This window comes from Paraburkholderia sp. MPAMCS5 (assembly GCF_036016995.1).
GTDB lineage: Bacteria > Pseudomonadota > Gammaproteobacteria > Burkholderiales > Burkholderiaceae > Paraburkholderia.
Genome location: NZ_JAYXBK010000010.1, coordinates 157,159 through 178,492, shown reverse-complemented (window position 1 = coordinate 178,492; position 21,334 = coordinate 157,159). Strand labels below are relative to the sequence as shown.

The 21,334-nt window shown below is 62.3% G+C and carries 15 protein-coding genes and 3 pseudogenes; 4 read left to right on the top strand and 14 right to left on the bottom strand.

The genetic code is table 11. The annotated features are described in order from the left end of the window. Positions 1 to 15: 15 nt before the first annotated feature. From VOM14_RS22110 to VOM14_RS22070, 9 genes and pseudogenes are all read right to left on the bottom strand, one after another. Positions 16 to 711 (bottom strand): class II aldolase/adducin family protein, encoded by a 696-nt coding sequence (locus VOM14_RS22110; protein ID WP_327630872.1) that lies wholly within the window; start codon positions 709 to 711, stop codon positions 16 to 18. Next, positions 708 to 1,571 carry a VOC family protein gene (locus tag VOM14_RS22105; protein ID WP_327630871.1) on the bottom strand — a complete coding sequence of 288 codons (864 nt, stop codon included), beginning with the start codon at positions 1,569 to 1,571 and terminating at the stop codon, positions 708 to 710. Before VOM14_RS22105 ends, VOM14_RS22110 begins: the two co-directional genes overlap by 4 nt. Before the next feature lie 74 nt (positions 1,572 to 1,645). Continuing rightward, positions 1,646 to 2,482, bottom strand: coding sequence for an alpha/beta fold hydrolase (locus VOM14_RS22100; RefSeq protein ID WP_327630870.1), 837 nt, complete (start codon positions 2,480 to 2,482; stop codon positions 1,646 to 1,648). A 746-nt stretch (positions 2,483 to 3,228) separates the two neighbouring features. After that, positions 3,229 to 5,430, bottom strand: coding sequence for an aldehyde oxidoreductase molybdenum-binding subunit PaoC (gene paoC / locus VOM14_RS22095; protein ID WP_327630869.1), 2,202 nt, complete (start codon positions 5,428 to 5,430; stop codon positions 3,229 to 3,231). Between the two features lie 3 nt (positions 5,431 to 5,433). Further along, positions 5,434 to 6,384 (bottom strand): FAD binding domain-containing protein, encoded by a 951-nt coding sequence (locus tag VOM14_RS22090; RefSeq protein ID WP_327630868.1) that lies wholly within the window; start codon positions 6,382 to 6,384, stop codon positions 5,434 to 5,436. Next, positions 6,381 to 7,079 carry an aldehyde dehydrogenase iron-sulfur subunit PaoA gene (gene paoA / locus VOM14_RS22085; RefSeq protein WP_327630867.1) on the bottom strand — a complete coding sequence of 233 codons (699 nt, stop codon included), beginning with the start codon at positions 7,077 to 7,079 and terminating at the stop codon, positions 6,381 to 6,383. Before paoA ends, VOM14_RS22090 begins: the two co-directional genes overlap by 4 nt. A 52-nt stretch (positions 7,080 to 7,131) precedes the next feature. Next, entirely contained in the window at positions 7,132 to 8,322 is a 1,191-nt protein-coding gene (locus tag VOM14_RS22080; RefSeq protein ID WP_327630866.1) for an MFS transporter, read from the bottom strand. Between the two features lie 5 nt (positions 8,323 to 8,327). After that, positions 8,328 to 8,555 (bottom strand): tautomerase family protein, encoded by a 228-nt coding sequence (locus VOM14_RS22075; RefSeq protein ID WP_327630865.1) that lies wholly within the window; start codon positions 8,553 to 8,555, stop codon positions 8,328 to 8,330. A 35-nt stretch (positions 8,556 to 8,590) separates the two neighbouring features. Next, a pseudogene (locus VOM14_RS22070) lies at positions 8,591 to 9,013 on the bottom strand (SDR family oxidoreductase); the annotation flags it as partial. Here VOM14_RS22070 and VOM14_RS22065 point away from each other — a divergent pair. The 4 genes and pseudogenes from VOM14_RS22065 to VOM14_RS22050 form a co-directional block, all read left to right on the top strand. Then, positions 9,013 to 9,114 (top strand): annotated as a pseudogene (locus VOM14_RS22065) (aldo/keto reductase); the annotation flags it as partial. The pseudogenes VOM14_RS22070 and VOM14_RS22065 sit on opposite strands and share 1 nt — an antisense overlap. 499 nt (positions 9,115 to 9,613) lie before the next feature. Beyond that, entirely contained in the window at positions 9,614 to 10,120 is a 507-nt protein-coding gene (locus VOM14_RS22060; protein ID WP_327630864.1) for a GNAT family N-acetyltransferase, read from the top strand. A 564-nt stretch (positions 10,121 to 10,684) separates the two neighbouring features. Next, positions 10,685 to 11,845, top strand: a complete 1,161-nt coding sequence (gene dinB / locus VOM14_RS22055; protein ID WP_327630863.1) for a DNA polymerase IV — start codon at positions 10,685 to 10,687, stop codon at positions 11,843 to 11,845. 275 nt (positions 11,846 to 12,120) lie between these two features. After that, positions 12,121 to 12,903: pseudogene (locus VOM14_RS22050) on the top strand (Y-family DNA polymerase); the annotation flags it as partial. Here the strand turns inward: VOM14_RS22050 and VOM14_RS22045 are convergent. From VOM14_RS22045 to VOM14_RS22025, 5 genes are all read right to left on the bottom strand, one after another. Next, complete coding sequence (locus VOM14_RS22045; RefSeq protein WP_327630862.1) at positions 12,870 to 14,462, bottom strand: heavy metal sensor histidine kinase; 1,593 nt, start codon at positions 14,460 to 14,462, stop codon at positions 12,870 to 12,872. The pseudogene VOM14_RS22050 and the gene VOM14_RS22045 sit on opposite strands and share 34 nt — an antisense overlap. Beyond that, complete coding sequence (locus VOM14_RS22040) at positions 14,459 to 15,145, bottom strand: heavy metal response regulator transcription factor (protein WP_007176723.1); 687 nt, start codon at positions 15,143 to 15,145, stop codon at positions 14,459 to 14,461. The genes VOM14_RS22045 and VOM14_RS22040 overlap by 4 nt, the downstream gene beginning before the upstream one ends. Positions 15,146 to 15,210: 65 nt before the next feature. Beyond that, positions 15,211 to 16,734, bottom strand: a complete 1,524-nt coding sequence (locus VOM14_RS22035) for an efflux transporter outer membrane subunit (protein WP_442955573.1) — start codon at positions 16,732 to 16,734, stop codon at positions 15,211 to 15,213. After that, positions 16,731 to 17,954, bottom strand: coding sequence for an efflux RND transporter periplasmic adaptor subunit (locus tag VOM14_RS22030; RefSeq protein WP_327630861.1), 1,224 nt, complete (start codon positions 17,952 to 17,954; stop codon positions 16,731 to 16,733). The genes VOM14_RS22035 and VOM14_RS22030 overlap by 4 nt, the downstream gene beginning before the upstream one ends. Before the next feature lie 72 nt (positions 17,955 to 18,026). Then, complete coding sequence (locus VOM14_RS22025; RefSeq protein WP_327630860.1) at positions 18,027 to 21,215, bottom strand: efflux RND transporter permease subunit; 3,189 nt, start codon at positions 21,213 to 21,215, stop codon at positions 18,027 to 18,029. Positions 21,216 to 21,334 lie beyond the last annotated feature (119 nt).

Genomic DNA, 21,334 nt, shown 5'->3' with positions numbered 1-21,334 from the left:
GGTACGGGTGATCTGTTACGGATGCGGCGCGTCGCGTTCGGGGTCGCCGGCGCTGAGGTAGTCCCACATGCGCTCGATGACGCGTCCCGCTGTCGTCGCGCGTTGCGCCGCGTCTTCCGCGCTCATCGCGGACGCGTCATCGAGGCGCATTGCGCGAAGGTCGCACTCGACACGAGCCGCATCTTCGAGGAACCACGTGTAGGCCACCGCCTCTTCGAGCGTCGCACCCACGACGACCGCGCCATTGCCGCGCATGACGACCGCTCGTGCGCGGCCGAGCGTGTCGGCCACGCCTTCGGCCTGCGGCATGGAGCGAACCAGTTGCACGTCGTTCCAGAGCGGCGCGGCCGGCGCGAAATAGGTGCCCGGCCCATGACGCGGAACCGGCGTGACGCCTGCGGTCGAGAGACTCATTACCGAAGGCGGCATGCTGCGCACAACGGCGCCCACGTCGTCCCTTCTTGCATAGATTTGCTGATGGATCCGGACTTCGCCCAGCACGCCATCGGGCAAGTCGCCGCGAATAGGCACGACCACGCCGGCTTCGCGTTCGATGAGTCCCGGCGGCATCGCCGCGCACACGAGCAGATAGTCGTCGTTCAGGCGCAGGCTGCAGTGACCGTAGGCATGGACCAGTCCGGCGCGGCCCAAGGCGCGTGCCGCCATCCGCACCGAGGCCTGCTGCGCGGGCGTCGCTTCGATCGCGCTCATGAGCCGAACTCCAGCACCTCGGGCTTCGAACCCCACATGCAGAACGAGCTCGGCTCGAACGGAAACTGTCGCGGAAGATGCGTGAGATGCTCTTCCTCGCTGAACACGCGCACGCCGCTCGAATACTCGTAGACCATGCCGTCAGGTCCCTCGAAGTACAGGAACATCGCGCCCGAAGTCGGATGTCGTCCGGGCCCGAAGCGGATTCGGATGTTCTTCTCCTTCAGGATGTACCAGGCGCGCATGATGTCGTCGATGCTCTCGACCTGGTGATTGATGTGCTGCACGCCGGCGTGCGGTGACGGCAGCAGCGCGACCTTGTGATGCACCGGATCGATGCGCAGCAGGGCTGCATCGCCGATTCGGTCGCTCACGCGCGCGCCGAGCACCTCGGTCCAGAACTTCTCGTCGCGCTTCGCGTCCGTGGTGCACAGGCCAATATGGCTGAAGCCGGTAATGCCCGCGTCGCGCGTACCGTAGTAGCGCTGTCCGCGATGATGCGGTGACACCACCAGATCTATCTGGTTGCCACTGGGGTCCGCGAAGCTGATGAAATCACGCACGCAACGCTGTTCGGCTTCGGCCGCGCTGCCGCGCGTGAACGCGATGCGCGCGTAGTCGAGCACTTGCGCCGCATGATCGAGGGCTTCGGGTGTCGGGACCTCGAAGCCGCTGACCTGTCGAGCGGGATCGCCTTCCGAGAACACCAACGTGTGGTCGCGGTCATCCGAACGCAGATAGACCTGCTTTTCTCCGCGCCGTGCAACCTGCAGACCCAGGACCTCGGTCGCGTAACGCGTCGCGCTTTCGAGATCGCGCGTGCCGAGACGCACGTACACCACATCCTTCAAATCGATCACGATGTCTCCTTGGCCGTCGGCTTGTTCATGTCCCGGCCGCCATCGCGGCGCGGGGCCGATCGTTCATGAGGGGATCACGAATCTTTCGATTCGTTGAAGAGAAACTCGACGACAAGCCGGTTGAAGCGTTCCGCCTGTTCGATCTGGGTCCAGTGACCACAGCGGCTGAACATATGCAGTTGCGAGTTTTCGATGAGCTCGTGTAAGACGAGCGAGGTGGCGGTCGGAATGACCTGATCGTCGCGGCCGTGCACGATCAGCGTTTCATGCGGCAGCGCCTGGATGGCCGCGACGGGCGTCGCCATCGCCTCGACCCAGCGCTGGCGCGGCGCCGGGAACATCTGGGCGAAGGCTTCGCTGCATCCGGGGCGAATGCTCGCCTCGTAGCGCATGCTGGCGAGTGCCGGGGTCAGGCGGGACTGATCGAACGCGAAGTACTGCATGATGCGTTGCATGTTCTCGAGCGAGGGCGTGTAGCCCCAGACGGCGTCCAGACCTTCGGTGATCGGGAACGACACGCCCACGCTTCCCATCAACACGAGCCGCGCGACTCGCTTCGGCTGACGCGCAGCCACCGCAAGCGCCAGCGCGCCGCCGAACGAATTGCCGATGACGCTGGCCGACTCGATGTCGAGTGCATCGAGAAAACCGAATACGTGGTCGATCCATCGATCGAGCCCGTAACGGCCGTCGTCGAACCGGTCCGTGTAGCCGAAGCCTGCCATGTCGGGAGCAAGCACGCGGCCATGCCTGGCAAGCGCCGGGATCGTGCCTCGCCAGTTCGCCCAGGCGGTGACGCCGGGACCGGAACCGTGGATCAGCAATACAGGTGCCCCGCTGCCCACATCGTGATAGTTGGTCTGGATTCCTCGAACGAGGATGGACTGCCCGATTTCAGGGTTATCGCTCACTTCATCGTCTCCGTTATCTCAGCTTGTGCAGTGCTGTTTGAGACGACTATATGGCTGCGCTTCGCATTGATCAATCTTGAATGTGTGATCAACATGAAGCTCTGACAGTGCGATTTCCTGATAGTGAAGTAAGAGTGCGATTGCCGGGGCCACTCCGGGCTCCGGATCCACCCGGTGACTGCAACGTAGTATGTGCGCGAGCAGAAGGCTGCGGTCGGGCATACCATCTATGAATCGTCAACCAACGGCCGGAGATTGCAAGTATTAAACGACGGCCGATAATGCGACGTGCGTCGTCGGTTTGCGAACGGCCGAAAGCTAAACGAAGCTTGACATCTAAATGTCAGGTCCACGACACCAACGAATGACTCCTCATGGCCGAGAGCACCAGTTCAGTGAAGGTGCTGTAGAACTGCCGTTGAAATCCTCAACGGCAGTTCTCGGGCGGCTTCCATGAATGCGTGCAGTCGGCCAAGAGCCGCCGGTCGAGGTCGTCGTCCAATTCGAACAATTGTGGTCTCGTCCGCGCTCGCTCAATGGCCGGTTTCCGGCGAGCGAATTGCCGGTGGCACTGCCTCAGCGCCGCCAATAAGCGACATTGACCGCCCCCGACCGGCCCTCAACCAAAGGGCAGGTGTGCGCCTCAAAACGGGCGTCCACTTGGCGGTAGCTTGCCATCGTGGAGTGAGGAAAACGGCTCGTGTCCATGCATCGTCGGCTTACCAGGCCGAAGCCGATCGACATCATCAGGCCGCCGACGCTATCAGCTTGTCCAGCGTCACCGGATAATCGCGCACGCGAATGCCGGTCGCGTGATAAACGGCATTCGCGAGCGCCGCGCCGACGCCGCACAAGCCCAGCTCGCCGACGCCTTTCGCTTTCATCGGTGACGAGGTCGCATCGGTCTCGTCGAGGAACACCACATCCTGGTGAGGAATGTCGGCATGAACCGGCACCTCGTAGCCGGCGAGGTCGTGATTGACGAAGAAGCCATAGCGTTTGTCGACGGCCAGATCCTCCATCAGCGCTGCGCCGACGCCCATCGTCATCGCGCCGATCATCTGACTGCGCGCCGATTTCGGATTGAGGATGCGGCCGGCCGCGCACACGGCGAGCATGCGCCGCACGCGGATCTCGTAGGTCGCGGAATCGACGGCGACTTCGACGAAGTGGGCGCCGAATGTGGATTGCTGATAGCGCTTTCCGAGGTCGCCGTACTCCATCGTATCTTCGGCGACAATGTCGCCCGACGCCGCGACCTCCGTGAGCGCGACGCGCCGGCCGTTGCCCGACACGTAGCCGTCCGCGAACACCGCCGCGTCCCCCGGCATGCCGAGCTTCGCCGCGACCGTGTCGCGAAGCTTCACGCAGGCGGCGTAGACGCCCGCGGTCGAGCTGTTCGCCCCCCACTGTCCGCCCGAACCCGACGACACGGGGAAGGTCGAGTCGCCCAGCCGTACCGACACCTTGCTGAGCGGCAAGCCCATCATCTCGGCGGCCGTCTGCGCGATGATCGTGTAGCTGCCGGTGCCGATGTCGGTCATGTCCGTCTCCACCGTAACGACTCCGCGGCCATCCAGCCGAACACGCGCGCCCGACTTCATCGCGATGTTGTTGCGGAACGCGGCCGCTGTGCCGAGGCCGATCAGCCAACGTCCGTCGCGCGTCTGTGCGGGTCGTGAATTGCGGTGGTGCCAGCCGAAGCGCTGCGCACCGACGGAGAAACACTTGACCAGCTGGCGTTGTGAGAACGGCCGCTTGGGATCTTCCGGATCGACCTGGGTGTCGTTGAGGATGCGAAATTCGACCGGGTCCATATCGAGCTTGCCGGCCATCTCGTCGATTGCGATCTCTAACGCCATCAGTCCAGGCGCTTCGCCCGGCGCGCGCATCGCGTTGCCTTCGGGCAGATGAAGCGTCGCCAGACGCATCACTGTCATCCGGTTCGGCCCCGCGTACAGCAGGCGCGTCTGGCTCACGGCAGTCTCCGGATTCCCGCCCGGCTGGTCCCCTGACCAGCTCTCATGGCCGATCGCGGTGATCTTCCCGTCGCAGGTCGCCCCGATGCGGATACGCTGGATCGTCGCGGGCCGGTGCGTCGTGTTGTTGAACATCAGCGGACGCGTGAGGGCGACCTTGACCGGTCGTCCCGCCGCGCGCGCGCCGAGCGCCGCGAGGATCGCGTCGCTGCGCACGAACAGCTTGCCGCCGAAGCCGCCGCCAACGAACGGCGAGATAAGTCGCACGTTCTCGCGCGGCATCTTCAGCGTCTTTGCGACGTCTCCGGCGCCCCACGCGATCATCTGGTTCGACGTCCAGAGCGTGAGCCGCTCGCCGCTCCACGCCGCGATCGACGCATGCGGCTCCATCATCGCGTGACCCTGATCAGGCGTCGTGTAGGTCGAATCGAGCGTAACCGGCGCGGCGTCAAACGCACGGTCGAAGTCGCCCACCGCTGTTGCGGGCTGGCCCCAGTAGCCTTTGCCGGCGATCGGCGCGGTGTCTTTCGCGGCGGCCAGGTCGAAGTCCGCGTCGGCGCTTCGCGCGTAGCGGATGTCGAGCTTCGCCGCCGCGTCACGCGCCTGTTCGAAGGTGTCCGCGACGACGACTGCGACCGCCTGGTGGTAATGGCAGATCTCGGGCCCGCCGAGCAGCTTCGCGGTGTTGCGGCCGCCCTTGTCAAGCGGCCCCGCGTTGTCGGCGGTCACGATCGCGAGCACGCCCGGCGATGCTTCCGCGGCACGCAGGTCAATCGACGTGATCCTGCCGCGCGCGATCCCGGCGCCGACCACGAAGCCGTACGCGGGATTGCGCGACGCGTCGTGCCACTCGTAAGCATAGGTCGCTGTCCCCGTGACCTTGTAGCGCCCGTCGATGCGGTCGGTCGCGCGGCCGATGTGTTTGAGCTCGTCAATCGGATTGTCGCCGGCTGGCGTATCGAACTTCATCGGTCAGCTCCTTGCTTCGGTGATGACGGCGTCGAGCGTGCGCTCGGCCAGCTTGATCTTGTAGGCGTTGTCGGCAGTCGGCGCGGCGCCGGCCAGCAAACGCGACGACACCGCCGCGGCGCCGTGCGGCATCTGCGCGTCGGCGGCCTCCACACGCCACGGTCTAGGCGCGACGCCGCCGAGCGCGACGCGGCCGCTGCCGTCCTTCTGCACGATCGCCGCGACCGATACCAGCGCGAACGCGTACGACGCGCGGTCGCGAACCTTGTGATAGAGCTGCGCACCGCCGACCGGCTTGGGCAACGTAACATCGGTAATCAGCTCGCCGGGCAGCAGCGCGTTTTCCAGATGCGGCGTATTGCCCGGCAGACGATGGAAATCCGCGATCGGAATCACGCGCGATTTGCCGTCCGCGCCGATCGTCGACACGCTCGCGTCGAGCGCGCGCATCGCCACCGCCATGTCGCTCGGGTGCGTGGCGATGCACGCGTCGCTGCCGCCGATCACGGCGAGTGAGCGGCTGAAGCCGCCGATTGCGCTACAGCCGCTGCCGGGCGCGCGCTTGTTGCACGGCATGTTGGTGTCGTAGAAATAAGGGCAGCGCGTGCGTTGCAGAAGATTGCCCGCCGTCGTCGCCTTGTTGCGCAGCTGGCCGGAGGCGCCCGCCACGAGCGCCCGCGAGAGCAGCGGATAGTCGCGCCGCACGCGCGCATCCGCGGCGAGGTCAGTGTTGCGCACGAGCGCGCCGATGCGCAGACCGCCGTCGGCGGTCTGCGTGATCTGATCGAGCGCGAGGCCGTTGATGTCGATCAGGTGGACCGGCGTCTCGATCTGCAGCTTCATCAGATCGAGCAGGTTGGTGCCACCCGCGATGAACTTCGCATTGGGCGCGCGCGCGGCCGCTATGGCGGCCTCTGCGGGCGTCGATGCCCGCTGGTAGGTGAACGGCCTCATGCGCGCGCTCCCGCAACTTCGGCCATCGCTTCGGCGATGTTCGAATACGCTCCGCAGCGGCAGATGTTACCGCTCATGCGCTCGCGCATTTCCATGTTGGTTGGCTGCGGCGCAGCGGTGAGGTCCTGGGTGACATGGCTCGGGATGCCGGACTTGATCTCGTCGAGAACGGCCACCGCCGAGCAGATCTGCCCCGGCGTGCAATAGCCGCACTGGAAGCCGTCGTGCCTGATGAACGCTGCCTGCATCGGATGGAGCTTCGACGGCGTGCCGAGGCCTTCGATGGTCGTCACGCGGCTGCCTTCGTGCATCACGCATAGAGACAGGCATGAGTTGATGCGCCGACCGTCAACGATGACGGTGCAAGCGCCGCATTGACCGTGGTCGCAGCCCTTCTTGGTGCCGGTCAGATGCATGTGTTCGCGCAGCGCATCGAGAAGCGTGGTGCGCGTATCCAGCGATAGCTCGTGATGCTCGCCATTGACCTCCAGTGAGACAGAAGCCATGACGCCCTCTGCTTCACCACTTTGCTTTGCGGCATGAGCGGTGCCATCGGCGAATGACACCATTCCGAGCGATGCAGCACCTGAACCGGCCAGCTTCAGCAGGCTACGGCGGCCGATTCGCACTTGGCTGGATTCATCAACTGCTTCGTGGTGTTTGTCTGTCGATCTGAAGGTCATATCGATTCCCATTGCAAGGTCTACGATGCAGCAGTGTTAGAAAAGAGCCAATGCGAAGTCCATGTCAAGCGACTGGACGGTGCTTTGGCCATAGCTTGATAGCGATGCCAGCGGTGCAGGCGACAATCACCGCCCCCGTCAGGAAGACTGCACGGAGACCGGCGTGCCCACCGACCCATCCCAACCCGGGGCTCCCGACAGCCATCGCCAGATCGAGAAACGCAGTGTAGATGCCCATCGCCATGCCGCGGTTCTTTGGGCTGATGCCGCTGACTGCCTCTACGCCAAGCCCGGGATAAACAAGTGAATACCCAAAACCCGCCAGGGCCGCGCCCGCGGAAGCGAGCAAGGACGTCCGGGCAATCCATATCAGCAACAGACCACAGGCCTGAACGATAACGAAGACAAAGGCGACTCTTGCACCGCCAAACCGATCAGGGAGATGCCCTGCGCTCATCCGCGCAGCCATCAGCGCGACGCCAAACGCGGTAAAGGCCATCCATACGGGCTGCCAGTGCATTTCCGTGTAGAACAACGAGCTGAACGCGAGAATCGCGCAGTAGCCGATACTCGCGAGCGCCGCACCGAAGCCCGGCAACCAGACCGCCCTGAGTATCGTTTTGAACGAGGCGTGTTCGCCGTGAGGATGAGGTGGAACTGCGGGCATGCGGACCAGATAAGCCAGCACCATCAGGGGCAGCATGGTGGTCACGAGCGCGATTGCGAAAAAACCGGATGACGAATACAGGATGCTTCCCACCGGACCGCCGAGAGCCATCGCCGCGAACATAGCCGTTCCGACCCATGCAATCACTTTTCCCGCGTGCGGTCTGTCGACGAGTCCGAGGCCCCAGGCAACCCCGCCCGTGATGATGAAACTTTCTGCGCCGCCAAGCACCGCACGACCGATGAGCAAGATCGCAACCGACAGCGTCGGCAGGGTCACAAATGCGAGCGAGAGCAGGTAGAGCATGCCCGCTGCGGCTGCTGCGATCAGGCCAGCGAGGACAGCGCGTTTCGCGCCCGCCCTGTCGGAGTACGACCCTGCCCAAACGCGTGAGAAGAGCGAAGCACCGAACTGCGCTCCCGCGACGAGACCAACCACGAGTGGGCCAAAGCCAAGATCGTTGCTGACGTGCAGGGGCAAAACGGGCAGTGCTACGCCGATGATGACGAAGCCGCAGAGCACTGCGACCATCACAGGAGCTAGCGTTGCGACGACGGATTGCTCCGCATGTTCCGTTGTGGGTATCACTTGATTTACATCCTGTAACCGGGCTTTTTGTAAAGCGTTTCGGGATGCGCCTTAATGTCCGGAAGGTAGACTTCGTCCCTCCATCGTTCCGACGCAACTTCTTCAAATGAGACGGAGACCGAGTCGGGGCCATAGCCGAGAATTTCCATCACATCACGGGTAATCGCCTCTGCGAGGCGCTGCTTCTGCTGCTCGGTTTTTCCGGGCCAGGCTTTGACAATAACGTGGGGCATCTTGAGATCCTTGATTCGTTCGTAGGCGGACGCGATCAATACGCTTGGCTCGTCGGCCTGAAAAGTATTTCGTTGACGTCAATGTCCTCCGGCTGGCTTATCGCGAAGGCCACCACACGAGCGAATGAACTGGCAGGGATCGCCTTCTCGTAGGTTTTTGCCATACCTGCAGCAATGTCTGCGTCCGTGATCGTGTCAATCAGTTCCGTCGCGACGGCCCCGGGGGAGACGATTGTTGTGCGAATGTTCCACGGCTTGACCTCTTGACGAAGTCCCTCGGAGATCGCCCGGACCGCCCATTTCGTGCCCGCATATACGGAGCCGCCGGGTCCAACCTTGTGACCTGCGACTGACGAGACGTTGATAATCTGGCCGGACTTCTGCGCCTGCATGTACGGCAGCGCGGCAGCTATGCCGTACAGCACACCCTTGATGTTCACGTCGATCATCCGGTCCCATGCAGACCGTTGCAACGCTCGAAACGGGCGAGAGTAGTTTCTTTTCCCATCGGGATCCGAAAATTGTTAGGTGGATGAGCGAACGCAAACTCGGTCTTTGATCGGTCGGCGGTCATCTGAGCGGGTGAAGCGAAGCTTCACCCATGCTTACCTGCTTACCTCGACGTCGCATCTCGCCTTCGATACGAAGCAGCCCGTCGAAAGGTCGGTGCATGCGCCATTGCGCGCACCCTGCCGATGTCGTGGCGCTGAAACCGCGCCTCTCGCCTGCAACCTTCTGCCTTACTCGCTTCAAGCCGCTTGTTGTTTGAATTCGGTACTTGAAAGCAGCTGGCGCCGTAGGAGTCCGGTGTCTCAAGCTTAGCGGCCATTTAGAGCGCTCATCGGCCTCTCAATCGAAGGGCCGCTATTGGCCGACTGCACGCATTCATGGAAGCCGCCCGAGAACTGCCGTTGAGGATTTCAACGGCAGTTCTACAGCACCTTCACTGAACTGGTGCTCTCGGCCAGGTGCGGTCAGTCGACGTGAGTGCCTGAATCGCCGACAATCCATCTGTTGAGATGGTTGATAAACAATTTGCTTAAGTACCGGGAATCTTAATGGCTACAGAATCGAGCCCTGTGCTGGTTCGCCCAACCCAGGAAGAGGACTGGGAAATTTTGAAGACCGTCCGCCTTGCCGCGCTGCGGGACAGCCCAACCGCGTTCGGGTTGAGCTACGCGACTGCGGCGGCGTATAGCGAGCAGCAGTGGCGCGACCGTGCTTCACATCAGACGCAGCCTCAATTTCTAGTTGCCACACACCGAGGTCAAGCAGTCGGTCTTATCGGCGATTCGATAAACCCGTCCGGCGAATACAACCTTATTGCCATGTGGGTTCACCCGACGTGCCGAGGCATGGGAATCGCAGGTCTCTTGGTCAATACAATCCAGGCGCGCGCGGTTGAACGCGGACATCGGAGAATCGTGTTGAGCGTCTCGCCAGACAACGCTCACGCTGTGGGTCTATATCGTCGGCACGGTTTCAAATTCTTGCCCGAATGGGAGCCGCTGGCCAGTCAGCCTGGCGTCAACGTGCAAAAGATGGAATGGACGAGCGGTCGCTGACTCCGGGCAACTAGCGAAATTGAACGTCCGCTATGGAGAAAGCTGAAGGTCCCTTGAGGGTCGGGAGGGTGAGTTCGCTGAGCGGGCGTTGCAGTCCTGCCGCGCGAAGCCGCCAACGTCAGCATTCCGCCAAACTGCTGACGTTGAACGCGACCCGCCCCAATGTCCGCATAGGCCGAAAAGCGGCCGTCCCGCACCCGGTAGTTTCCGAAAGGGACCGGCCATTCGAATGGCCACTGCAACGCTTGGGTCAACGGCCGAGAATCGCCGACTATTGAAGTTCACACAAAGCTAACCCGCCAGCGATCCTGGTTTTATGAGCTGTACCTGAACAAAAAAATACTGTATAAATGTACAGTAAATATCGGCGGCTTGCCGCCCGAAACAAAAGTAAAGTTAAATCTCACGTACTCGAAAGCGGCCTGCGGTATTAATAACAAGCTGTACTGCCGCTGAATCTTTAGCAAAGGCACACGTTGTGTCCCAAAGAATTTTACGACTCCTCGATATCTTACGCAGACGGGTATCGGTAATCATGTCGTTCTGTGTACTAGGCCGGACGCCGTGAGCAATCCGCCATCGCGTCGCATCGCGCATGTAGACATGGATGCTTTCTATGCCTCGGTCGAACTGCTCCGCTATCCTGAGTTGCGGGGCAAGCCTGTTGTAATCGGAGGTGGCCGCAACGCCATACCGGAAGTTCTCTCAGACGGTACGCGACGGTTCGCAAAACTCCGTGATTACGCCGGACGCGGTGTCGTGACGACCTCGACGTACGAAGCGCGTGCGTTCGGCGTGTTTTCGGCGATGGGCATGATGAAGGCCGCACAACTCGCCCCCGACGCAGTTCTTCTGCCAACCGACTTCGACTCGTATCGGCGCTACTCACGTCTATTCAAGGACGCGGTTCGAACATTCACAGACCAAATTGAGGATCGAGGAATTGACGAGATTTTCGTTGATCTCACACTGGTAGATGGCGAATCGCTTGCGCTCGGCTCCCGCATCAAAGATGCCGTTAAAGAAGCCACCGGCCTGACCTGCTCTATTGCGATTGCACCGAACAAACTACTGGCAAAGATCGGTTCCGAACTCGATAAACCCGACGGACTGACAATTCTCTTTATGTCGGACATTGAGTCACGAATCTGGCCGCTGGCTGCAAAGAAAGTTAATGGAATTGGGCCTCGCGCTAACGACCGCCTCGCCGGTCTCGGTATCGTGACCGTAGGTGACCTGGCGGCCGCTGACCTTGGACTACTACAGGAAAACTTCGGACGCACCTATGCCGCATGGCTCGCGCGAGCAGCGCACGGCTTGGACGACCGGGAGGTTGTCGTATTGTCTGAGCCAAAGTCAATGAGTCGCGAAACGACCTTTGAACGAGACATGCACGTCGAGCGAGACCGCGCATTCCTGACTCCCGCGCTGACTCAGCTTTGCGAAAGGGTCGCACAGGATCTAGATCGCAAAGGCTATTGCGGCCGCACCGTTGGAGTAAAGGTCAAATTCTCGGATTTCAAGATCGTCACTCGAGATATATCGCTGCCCGCAGGGATTCGCGACTCTGCTGCCATCCGGCGAGCCGTTAGCCAGTGTCTGAAGCGAATCGAGCTGGATCGGCGGATACGGCTGATCGGTGTGCGCGTCAGCGCACTGGAGCATGTCTCGCACGACCACGCGGGAATGGATCCCGTTCAAGGCGAACTCCCGTTCGACCCCTAATACCCGCCTCATTTCATCTGCACAGGATTGTGATTGCACCTAGGGTCCACATTGCGTGGATGGAATGGCCCGATGAACTTCGCAAACCTGTCTCGTGCACGATCACACAGCCCAAATGTATCCTAACCCCGAAAAACCTCGAAAATGAGCTGCTCAGGATACAGCCCTGGCTCTTTTTGTCTCCACAATATTTTTCTCTCGATAATTTTCTTATACATAACAATGACTTGCTAGATCAGACTGAAAAGACAGGCCTCCCACACTCGCCATACTCGATGTATATCGATCTCACCGGGTTACCGGATGAGCCGCGCGACATCGCCGCGCGCATCAAGCAGGCGGTGAATCGCGCAACCGGCCTCACCTGCTCGATTTGCGTCGCGCCGAACAAGCTGCTCGCGAAGATCGGCTCGGAACTCGATAAGCCCGACGGTCTCACGATTCTCACGCCCGCCGACGTGCCGCTGCGCGTGTGGCCGCTGGCGGTGCGCAAGGTCAATGGAATCGGCCCGAAGGCGGCGGAAAGATTGACGGCGCTCGGCATTGCCACGGTTGGCGACCTGGCTGCGGCGGACGCGGGCTTGTTGCAGGATCACTTCGGGCGCAGCTATTCGGCGTGGCTGATGCAGGTCGCGCAAGGCCACGACGAGCGGCCGGTCGTGGTGGAATCGGAGCCGAAGTCGATGAGCCGCGAAACCACTTTCGAGCGCGATCTGCATCCGCGCCATGATCGCCCGGCGCTGTCCAGTTCGTTTACCGGCTTGTGTGTGCGAGTCGCGGAAGATCTCGTGCGCAAAGGCTATGTGGGCAAAACCGTCGGCATCAAATTGCGCTACGACGATTTCCGCACGGTGACGCGCGACCTCACGCTCGACACGCCGACCGCCGACGCTGCGGAAATACGCCGCGCGGCCACGGAATGTCTGCGGCGTGTCGAACTGAACCGCAAACTGCGCCTGCTCGGCGTGCGCGTGAGCGCCTTGTCTCTCGCGAGCGCGCAGCCTCCGGCGAGGCGTCTGCCGGTTCAGGCAGACTTGCCTTTTACGAGCGACGAATAAGCCGCCGCTTTCGGTTCGGACGTATTGGCTACATTTGTGGCTACATTTGCACCCGTGTTTGCGGGCGTATTTGCGGGCGTATTTGCGGGCGTATTTGCGGGCGTATTTGCGGGCGTATTTGCAACCGCGTTTGCAACCGCGTTTGCATCCCCACTCGCACCGGCATTCGAACGCGCCGGCGGCACGACGCGTTGCGCACGCGAAGCCGCAATCGAAAACGCAAAAGTATTGACGCCGTTCGCGCTATGCACGGACACACTGCCGCGATGCATCTCGGCAATCGCCTTCACAATCGCGAGACCGAGGCCGTGATTTTCACGGCTGTTCGTGCGCGATACTTCGGCGCGATAAAAACGGTCGAACAGATGTTCCAGCACGGCGGGCTCGATCTGCTCGCCGGGATTGGCCACTTCGATTCGCACCTGCTGCGCTTCCCGCACGATCCGCACGCTGATCGTGGCGCCCGGCTCGCAATGCTGGATCGCGTTGATCAATAGATTCGCGCACGCGCGGCCGAACAGCGAGCGGTTGACGTGCGCGGCGGCGTCGCCATGAAGGCGCGCATGCACGCGCGCTTCTTCGAGCGGAATCTCCAGAAACTCCAGCGTATGCGCGACTTCCGCCGCGAGCGACACTTCCACGAGACCGGTTGCGCGCTCGCCCTGATCGGCGCGCGCGAGGAACAACATGTCGTTGATGATCGCGCGCATGCGTTCGAACTCTTCCAGATTCGATTGCAGCGTGTGGCGCAAATCGTCGACGGAGCGATTGCGCGTCAACGCGACTTCGGTCTGGCCAATGAGGATCGTCACCGGCGTGCGCAATTCATGCGCGACGTCCGCATTGAACGATTCGAGGCGGCAATACGCGCCGTCCAGCCGTTCGAGCGCGCCGTTGAACGAGTTCGCGAGATCGTTCAACTCGTGCGGCAGCGACGCGGTGTTCAGCCGCTGCGAGCGATTGTTCGGACTGACGGCGGACGCGTCGCGCGTGAGGCGCGTGAGCGGCGCGAGACCGATGCGCGTCACCGAGTAACTGAGCAGCAGCACCGCGAGACTGCCGAGCGCCGACAGCGCGGCGAGCGCGAAGCCGAACGCGCGCATCGTGCGAATGTTCGGCGAATAGCTCGACGCGACCTGCAATTCCATGGGCGGACGCGTCGAATAGCCGGGGATGGACACCGTCGTGGTGAGCATGTCGTCGCCGCCGTTGGCCGGCTTCACGCGCGCGTAGCCGCCGGGCCATGAGTTCACCACCGATCCTTGAATCGGCTTGCCGTAGTTGTAAGACGGTTCGATGCTCGTGACCGCGTACATCGTGCTGCGGTCGTGCGGCGTCATGTCGGTGAGCTTCTCGCGCGCCATGCGCCATTTTTCGGGCGTGAGCCCGTGATTGCAGATAAGCCGCGCGATCTGCGCGCGGTCGTCGAGCGACTCGCGCAAATGATTGTCGAGCTGCGTGCGCAACACCGCGAAAAGTCCCGCGCCGACGAGCGTAAACACAGAAAGCGCGGCGAGCGCGAACATCAATGCAAGCCGCCGCGCGATGGAACGGTTCATGACTGCTCTGCCTCTTCGCGCACTTCGAGCACATAGCCCATGCCGCGCACCGTGTGCAGCAGCTTGGAGGGAAACGGGCCGTCGAGCTTCGCGCGCAATCGTTTGATCGCGGTTTCGACCACATTCGTATGACTGTCGAAATTGACGTCCCACACGAGTTCGGTGATCGCGGTTTTCGACAGAATATCGCCTTGCCGACGGGCCAGAACGCTCAGCAACTGGAACTCCTTCGCGGTCAGATCGAGGCGCACGCCGTCGCGCGTGGCGCGCCGCCCGATCAGATCGACAAACAGATCGCCGACGGAAATCAGCGTGGACTCCTGCGAGCGCGTGCGCCGCGCGAGAGCGTGCAGGCGCTCGACCAGTTCGAGAAATGAAAAGGGTTTGGTGAGGTAGTCGTCGGCGCCTTCGCGCAGACCGCGCACGCGGTCGTTCACATGGTCGCGCGCGGTGAGCATGATGACCGGCGTGGACTTGCGCATGCGCAGCGCCTTCAGCACGCTGAAGCCGTCGCGCTTGGGCAGCATGACGTCGAGCACGATCACGTCGTAATCGAACTCCGTGGCCAGATGCATGCCCTCCTCGCCATCGAGCGCGACGTCCACGACCCAGCCCTGCTCTGTCAAACCGGAGCGCAGGTAGTCCACCACCTTGTGCTCGTCTTCAACAATCAGCAATTTCATGCGCGTCCCCTAGTGTCTGCATTATACGAAACGCCTTGCGATGATTCGCCGCGCGCGAGCGCGCCTCACGGCGCGGCGGCGCCCACCTGAGTCGTGCCGTTGGACTGCATGCCGTGCTGCGCGACGCCCGACATATCGTGGCCCGCGGCCTCCCAGCCGCCGCCCAGCGCCTTGACGAGCGCCACGGAAAGCGTCATTTGCTGGCCGCGAATCTGCGCGTCCTGGCGCTTGCTGTTCAGCAACGACTGCTGCGCGGTGATCACGTCGAGATACGCGACGAGACCGCCCGAATAGCGGTCGTTCGCGAGGCCGAGCAGGTGCTCGGCGTCCGCGACGGCTTCTTCCGACTGCTTCGCCGCGCCGTCGAGCACGGCAAGCCCCGTGATGCCGTCCTGCACCTGCTGGAACGCGTTGAGCACCGTTTGCCGATAGTTGGCCTCGGTCGCCCGGTAGCCTTCGCTCGCGTACTTCACGTTGGCCGCGCGACGGCCTCCGTCGAACAGCACCTGGCCCGCTGCCGCGCCGAGCGTCCACATCAGCGTGGGCGCGCTCAGCAAGCTCGCGAACTGCGTGCTTTCCCAGCCGATGCCGGGGCTCAGCGTCAGGCTCGGGAAAAACGCGGCCTTGGCGACGCCGATCTGCGCATTGGCCGCCGCCATCGCGCGCTCGGCCGATGCAATGTCGGGCCGGCGCTGCAACACGTCGCTCGGCACGCCGAGCGCAATGGCGGGCACCTGGAAGCGCTGCATCTGGGGTTCGATCGCGAACTGCGGCGCGGGCACGCCGACGAGCGCGGCGATCGCATGCTCGTATTGCGCGCGCTGATTGACGAGAAGTTGCGCCTGCACGCGCGTGGTGTCGAGCAGCGACTTTTGCTGCAATACGTCGAGCCCCGACACCGAGCCCAGCTCGTGTTCGGAACTCACGTAATCGAGCGCCTTCTGCTGCAGCTTCACCGACTGGTTCAACACGTCGATTTCGGTGTCGAGTTCGCGCAGCGAAAAATAGTCGCTGGCGACTTCCGTGGTCAGCACGAGCCGCGCATTGGCGAGATCGTCAGCCGATTGCTCGGCAAAGGCGCTCGCGCCTTCCACCTGGCGGCGTATGCGGCCGAACAGATCGGTGTCGTAGCTGATCGTGGGGCCGAGTTGCAGATTGTTCTGCACCGTCGATGTGGTCGGCACCGCGTAGTTGGTGCGCGGCCGGTTCTGCGAAATTCTGAAGCGCGACGCCGACGCCGCGAGATCCACTTCCGGCACTCGCTGCGCGCTCGCATTCGCGAGCGTCGCCTGGGCCTGCGCATAATGCGCGCTGGCGGCGACGAGCGTCTGATTTTGCGCGAGCGCCTGCGTTTCTAGCGTGGCGAGCGTCGTATCGTGATAGACGTTCCACCAGTCGGGGTCCATCGGCGAGTGAGACGGCGCCGCGACGCGCCAGTACGAATCGGTTTTCCACTCGGGCGGCACTTCCGCTTGCGGCTGCTTGTAGTCCGGTCCCACGGTGCACGCGGCGAGCAAGACCACACTCGCTGCCGAGCTTGCAGCGGCAGCGAGTGTGATGACAGCCCGGCTTGCGCGGTTCTCCTTCACGACGCCCCCTTCGCAGTCTGTTGCGGCTGCTCGATCTGCACATGATCGCCGTCCGCAATCGAATCGCTCGGGTTGATGATGATCCTGTCGTTCGCGTCAATGCCGCTTTCAATTTCGAGCGATTGCCCGAAATCCTGCGCAATCACGATCTGGCGTAACTGCACATTGCCGTGCGCGTCCACCACGGCGACACGCGGACCCTCGGCGCGGAACAACAACGCATTGCCCGGCACCATCCACTGTGCGTGCACGACGGAAGGCAACGCGACCTGCACATAAGCGCCGGGACGCAGCTTGTTATCCGGATTCGGCAGCGTCACCTCGACTTGCAGCGAACGTGTGGGCACGTCGATCGCGCCCGAAATGTGCGTGACGGTCCCATGAAACTGCTGGCCCGGCAATTCCGCCTGCGTGACCACGGCGTTCTGTCCGACCGACACGTTTTGCGCATACGCTTGCGGCAACTGCACATACACGCGCAACGGGTCCGACTGCGCGAGCGCGAAAAGCGCGCGGCTCGTGCCGCTGCCCGCGTCGATCAGATCGCCCACATCCACGTTGCGCTGCGTGACCACGCCCGCGAACGGCGCGACGATCCGCTTGAACGATTCGAGCTGGCGCAGGCGCTGCACGTTGGCGTCGGCGGCGGCGAGATTGGCCACGCCTTGCGTGTAGGTGCTTTGTCTTTCGTCCAGTTCCTGCTGCGATACGGCATCGCGTTGACGAAGCTGCTGCCAGCGCTCCAGCGAGCTTTTGGCCAGCGCGAGACTCGAACTGGTCTGCTGACGCTGCGCCAGTGCCTGCGCCAGTTCCTGATCGATTTCAGGCGTGTCGAGTTCGGCGAGCAATTGCCCCTGCTTCACGCGCGTGCCGATGTCGGCGTACCAATGCAACAGATAACCGGTCGAGCGCGCATAGATCGGCGACTCGACATTGCCGCGCAACGTGCCCGGCAACGTCGTGCTGCTGCCGCCTTCGGCAGCCTTGGGACTCACCACGTTCACATACTGCGTGGCGTTCTGTTTCGTGGTCTGCTCGACGGCGCGGTTCTGCATGAGGTTCGCCACCACCGTGCGCAACGCGCCCAGCGCGAGCAACACCAGCACGATCACGATGGCGATTTTCGCGCGCTTCCATTCGCGATTGCGCGGCGGCAATGCGTGGCCGCTTTCGGTCTCTCGCGACGGAATCGCCAGCGATGCATGAGTTTTTTCGGTCATCTCAGTTAGCCATCTCGGTTAGCTATCTCCGTCGAACTGGGTAGCCGTTTTCTTCAATTGAGTTGATTCAGCCTAAGCGGGTTGGGCGTCGCCATGGTCGCCGTCGCCGTCCGTATCCTTGCGATGACGGCGCGCGAGACGCGTATGAATGCCCGCGAATACCAGCGGCACGAAAAACAGCGTGGACACCGTCGCAAACAGCAATCCGCCGATCACCGCGCGGCCGAGCGGCGCGTTCTGCTCGGCGCCTTCGCCTAGACCGAGCGCCATCGGAACCATGCCGATGATCATCGCGAATGCCGTCATCAACACGGGGCGAATGCGGCTCGCGCCTGCTTCGAGCGCGGCCGTGAGCGGCGGCGCGCCGGCGGAAAGCCGCTGCCGCGCGAACGCGACCATCAGGATGCTGTTGGCGGTGGCGACGCCCATCGTCATGATCGCGCCGGTCAGTGCGGGCACGCTCAGATGCGTGCCCGTCAGGAACAGCATCCACACAATGCCGGCCAGCGCGGCGGGCAATGCGCTCACGATGATGAGCGGATCGACCCACGACTGGAAGTTCACCACGATCAGCAGATACACCAGCACGATCGCCATCGCCACACCGAGACCCAGACCGATGTACGAGCTGCGCATGGTCTGCACCTGGCCGCGCACGGTGATCTGGCTGCCTCGCGGCAGGGTTGCGCGCGCGCGCTCGACGAGCTTGTCGACCTGATTCGCGACGCTGCCCAGATCGCGCTTGTCGACGCTCACATACAGATCGATCACGGGCCGGATGTTGTAGTGCGTGACGACCGCGAACTGGTTTTTCGGCGCCACGCGCACGAGGTTGCCGAGCAACTGCGTGGGCCCGGTCGCGGACGCGGACACCGGCGTGCGCAATAGGTCGTCGATAGAAGAAATGCGGTACTGCGGCGTTTGCACGGCCACGTTGTACTCGACGCCGTTGCGGTCGTTGTACCAGAAGCCCGGCGACGTTTGCGAGCTGCCCGATAGCGAAACCAGCAGGTTCTGCGCGACATTGCTCGCCGTGAGATTCAGTTGCTGCAAGCGCGTGCGGTCCATCTGAAGATTGAGCGCGGGCTCGTCGAGCTTCTGCTGGATATGCGTGTCGACCGTGCCCGGAATCATGCGCACCTGCTTTAACAAGGTGCGCGCGACGTCGAAGTTGCCTTGCTGGTCGGCGCCGGAAATTTGCACGTCGACGGCTGCGGGCAGGCCGAAGTTGAGAATCTGCGTGACGATGTCGGCCGGCTGAAAGAAGAACTCCACGCCGGGAAAACGTTGCGGCAGCATGGCGCGCAGCTTGTCGATATACAGGGCGGTCGGCTCGTGGCCTTCCTTCAGCGCGATCTGAATCTCGCCGTCGAGTGTGCCGATCGTCCCCGAGTTGCTATACGAAAGATTGATGCCGCTATACGGCAAACCGAGGTTATCGAGAATCGTGCCGAGATCTTTCGCGGGCACGACCTCGCGAATCACTTTCTCCACTTCGTCGGCAAGCCGCGCCGTTTCCTCGATACGCGTGCCGGTCGGCGCGCGCATATGCAAGCGGATATTGCCCGCGTCCACGCTTGGGAAGAAGTCTTCGCCGAGCACGAAGGCAAGCGTCATGGAGAGCACGCAGAAGCCGAGGAAGAGGCTGCCGAAACGGCCGCGGCGCACGAGCAGGCTGCTGAGAATCACAATGTACGTGGCGCGCATTTTCTCGAAGCCGTTGTCGAAGCGCCGGTAAAGACGCGCGAACAGACTCGGCGTTGCATCGGCCTTCGGCTTATGGGCGTGCCCCATCAGCAGCATGGCCAATGTGGGCACCAGCGTGCGCGACAGAATGTACGAGGCGAGCATTGCGAACACGACCGCTTCGGCCAACGGCACGAACAGATAACGCGCCACGCCGGTCAAAAAGAACATCGGCACAAACACGATGCAGATGCACAGCGTGGACACGAGCGCGGGAACCGCGATTTCGCCGGCGCCTTCGAGAATCGCGTCGTGCAGATTCGTGCCCATATGCAAGTGCCGTTCGATGTTTTCGATCGTCACCGTGGCGTCGTCGACGAGAATACCGACCGCGAGCGCGAGACCGCCGAGCGTCATGATATTGATGGTCTGCCCGAGCGCGTGGAGCGCGATCAGCGAAGAGAGAATCGACAGCGGAATCGAAATCGCGATGATGCACGTGCTGCGCCAGTTGCCGAGAAACAGCAGAATCATCGCGGCGGTCAGCGCGGCGGCCACCACGGCTTCGCGCACCACGCCCTGCACTGCCGCCTTCACGAAGACCGACTGGTCGAACAAGGTCGTGATGTTCAGATCCGGCGGCAACGCCGCGCGCGCGCCCGGCAGCAAATTGTGCAGCGTGTTCACAATGGAAAGCGTCGACGCACTGCCGTTTTTCAGCACCGAAATCAGCACGCCACGATGCCCGTTCTGCCGCACGATATTGGTTTGCGGCGAAAAACCGTCGCGCACGTGAGCGACTTCGCGCAGGTACGTCGTCGCGCCGTTGAGCGTGCGCACGGGAATATCGTTGAGTCCTTCGAGCGTCGGCGGCGAGCCGTTCATGTTGATCGTGTATTCCTTAGGTCCGATCTTCGCCGTGCCGGTGGGCAGAATCAGGTTTTGCGCATTGAACGCGCTCATTACGTCGAGCGGCGTGAGGCCTTTGGCGAGCAGCGCGCGCGTATTCAGATCGACGGAAATGAGCCGCGATTTGCCGCCATACGGATAGGGGACGGCCGCGCCGGGAATCGTCACGAGCTGCGGGCGCAGGAAGTTGAGCGCCGTATCGTTGAGTTGCTGCTCGGAAAGTTTCGTGCTCGACAAGCCGAGCTGGATCACCGGAATGCTCGACGCGGAATAGCTGATCACCAGAGGCGGCGTGGCGCCCGGCGGCATCTGCTTTAACTGCGCCTGTTCGACGGCCACCGTCTGCGCAATCGCGGTCTGAATGTTCGCGGTGGGCTGCAAAAACACCTTCAGGATCGTGATGCCCTGGAGCGATTGCGACTCGATGTGCTCGATGTCGTTGACCGTGGTCGTCAAACTGCGTTCGTTGACGGAGGCCATCCGATGCGCCATGTCCTCCGCGGACAAGCCGTTGTACGTCCAGATGATGCTGACCACCGGAATGTTGATCTCCGGCAGCACATCGACCGGCGTGGTGAACAGCACGAAAGGCGTTGCCAGCAGGATCAGAATGGCCATCACGATGAACGTGTAGGGCCGCTTGAGCGCAACGTTGACGATCCACATGAAACGCGCCTGAGTAAAAGTGCAACTGAATGCAGGTGAATGCAGATTAAAGGTGGTGTTACGCAGCTTATGCTAGATCGCTGGCACCAACACCTGCATGGCGCGAAAATGGCCCAATT

Coding starts and splice junctions, on each gene's coding strand:
- VOM14_RS22060 (WP_327630864.1), top strand. CDS start 9,614: ATGGCTACAGAATCGAGCCCTGTGCTGGTTCGCCCAACCCAGGAAGAG.
- VOM14_RS22030 (WP_327630861.1), bottom strand. CDS start 17,954: ATGACCGAAAAAACTCATGCATCGCTGGCGATTCCGTCGCGAGAGACC.
- VOM14_RS22045 (WP_327630862.1), bottom strand. CDS start 14,462: ATGAACCGTTCCATCGCGCGGCGGCTTGCATTGATGTTCGCGCTCGCC.
- paoC (WP_327630869.1), bottom strand. CDS start 5,430: ATGAAGTTCGATACGCCAGCCGGCGACAATCCGATTGACGAGCTCAAA.
- VOM14_RS22090 (WP_327630868.1), bottom strand. CDS start 6,384: ATGAGGCCGTTCACCTACCAGCGGGCATCGACGCCCGCAGAGGCCGCC.
- VOM14_RS22075 (WP_327630865.1), bottom strand. CDS start 8,555: ATGCCCCACGTTATTGTCAAAGCCTGGCCCGGAAAAACCGAGCAGCAG.
- paoA (WP_327630867.1), bottom strand. CDS start 7,079: ATGGGAATCGATATGACCTTCAGATCGACAGACAAACACCACGAAGCA.
- VOM14_RS22025 (WP_327630860.1), bottom strand. CDS start 21,215: ATGTGGATCGTCAACGTTGCGCTCAAGCGGCCCTACACGTTCATCGTG.
- VOM14_RS22040 (WP_007176723.1), bottom strand. CDS start 15,145: ATGAAATTGCTGATTGTTGAAGACGAGCACAAGGTGGTGGACTACCTG.
- VOM14_RS22110 (WP_327630872.1), bottom strand. CDS start 711: ATGAGCGCGATCGAAGCGACGCCCGCGCAGCAGGCCTCGGTGCGGATG.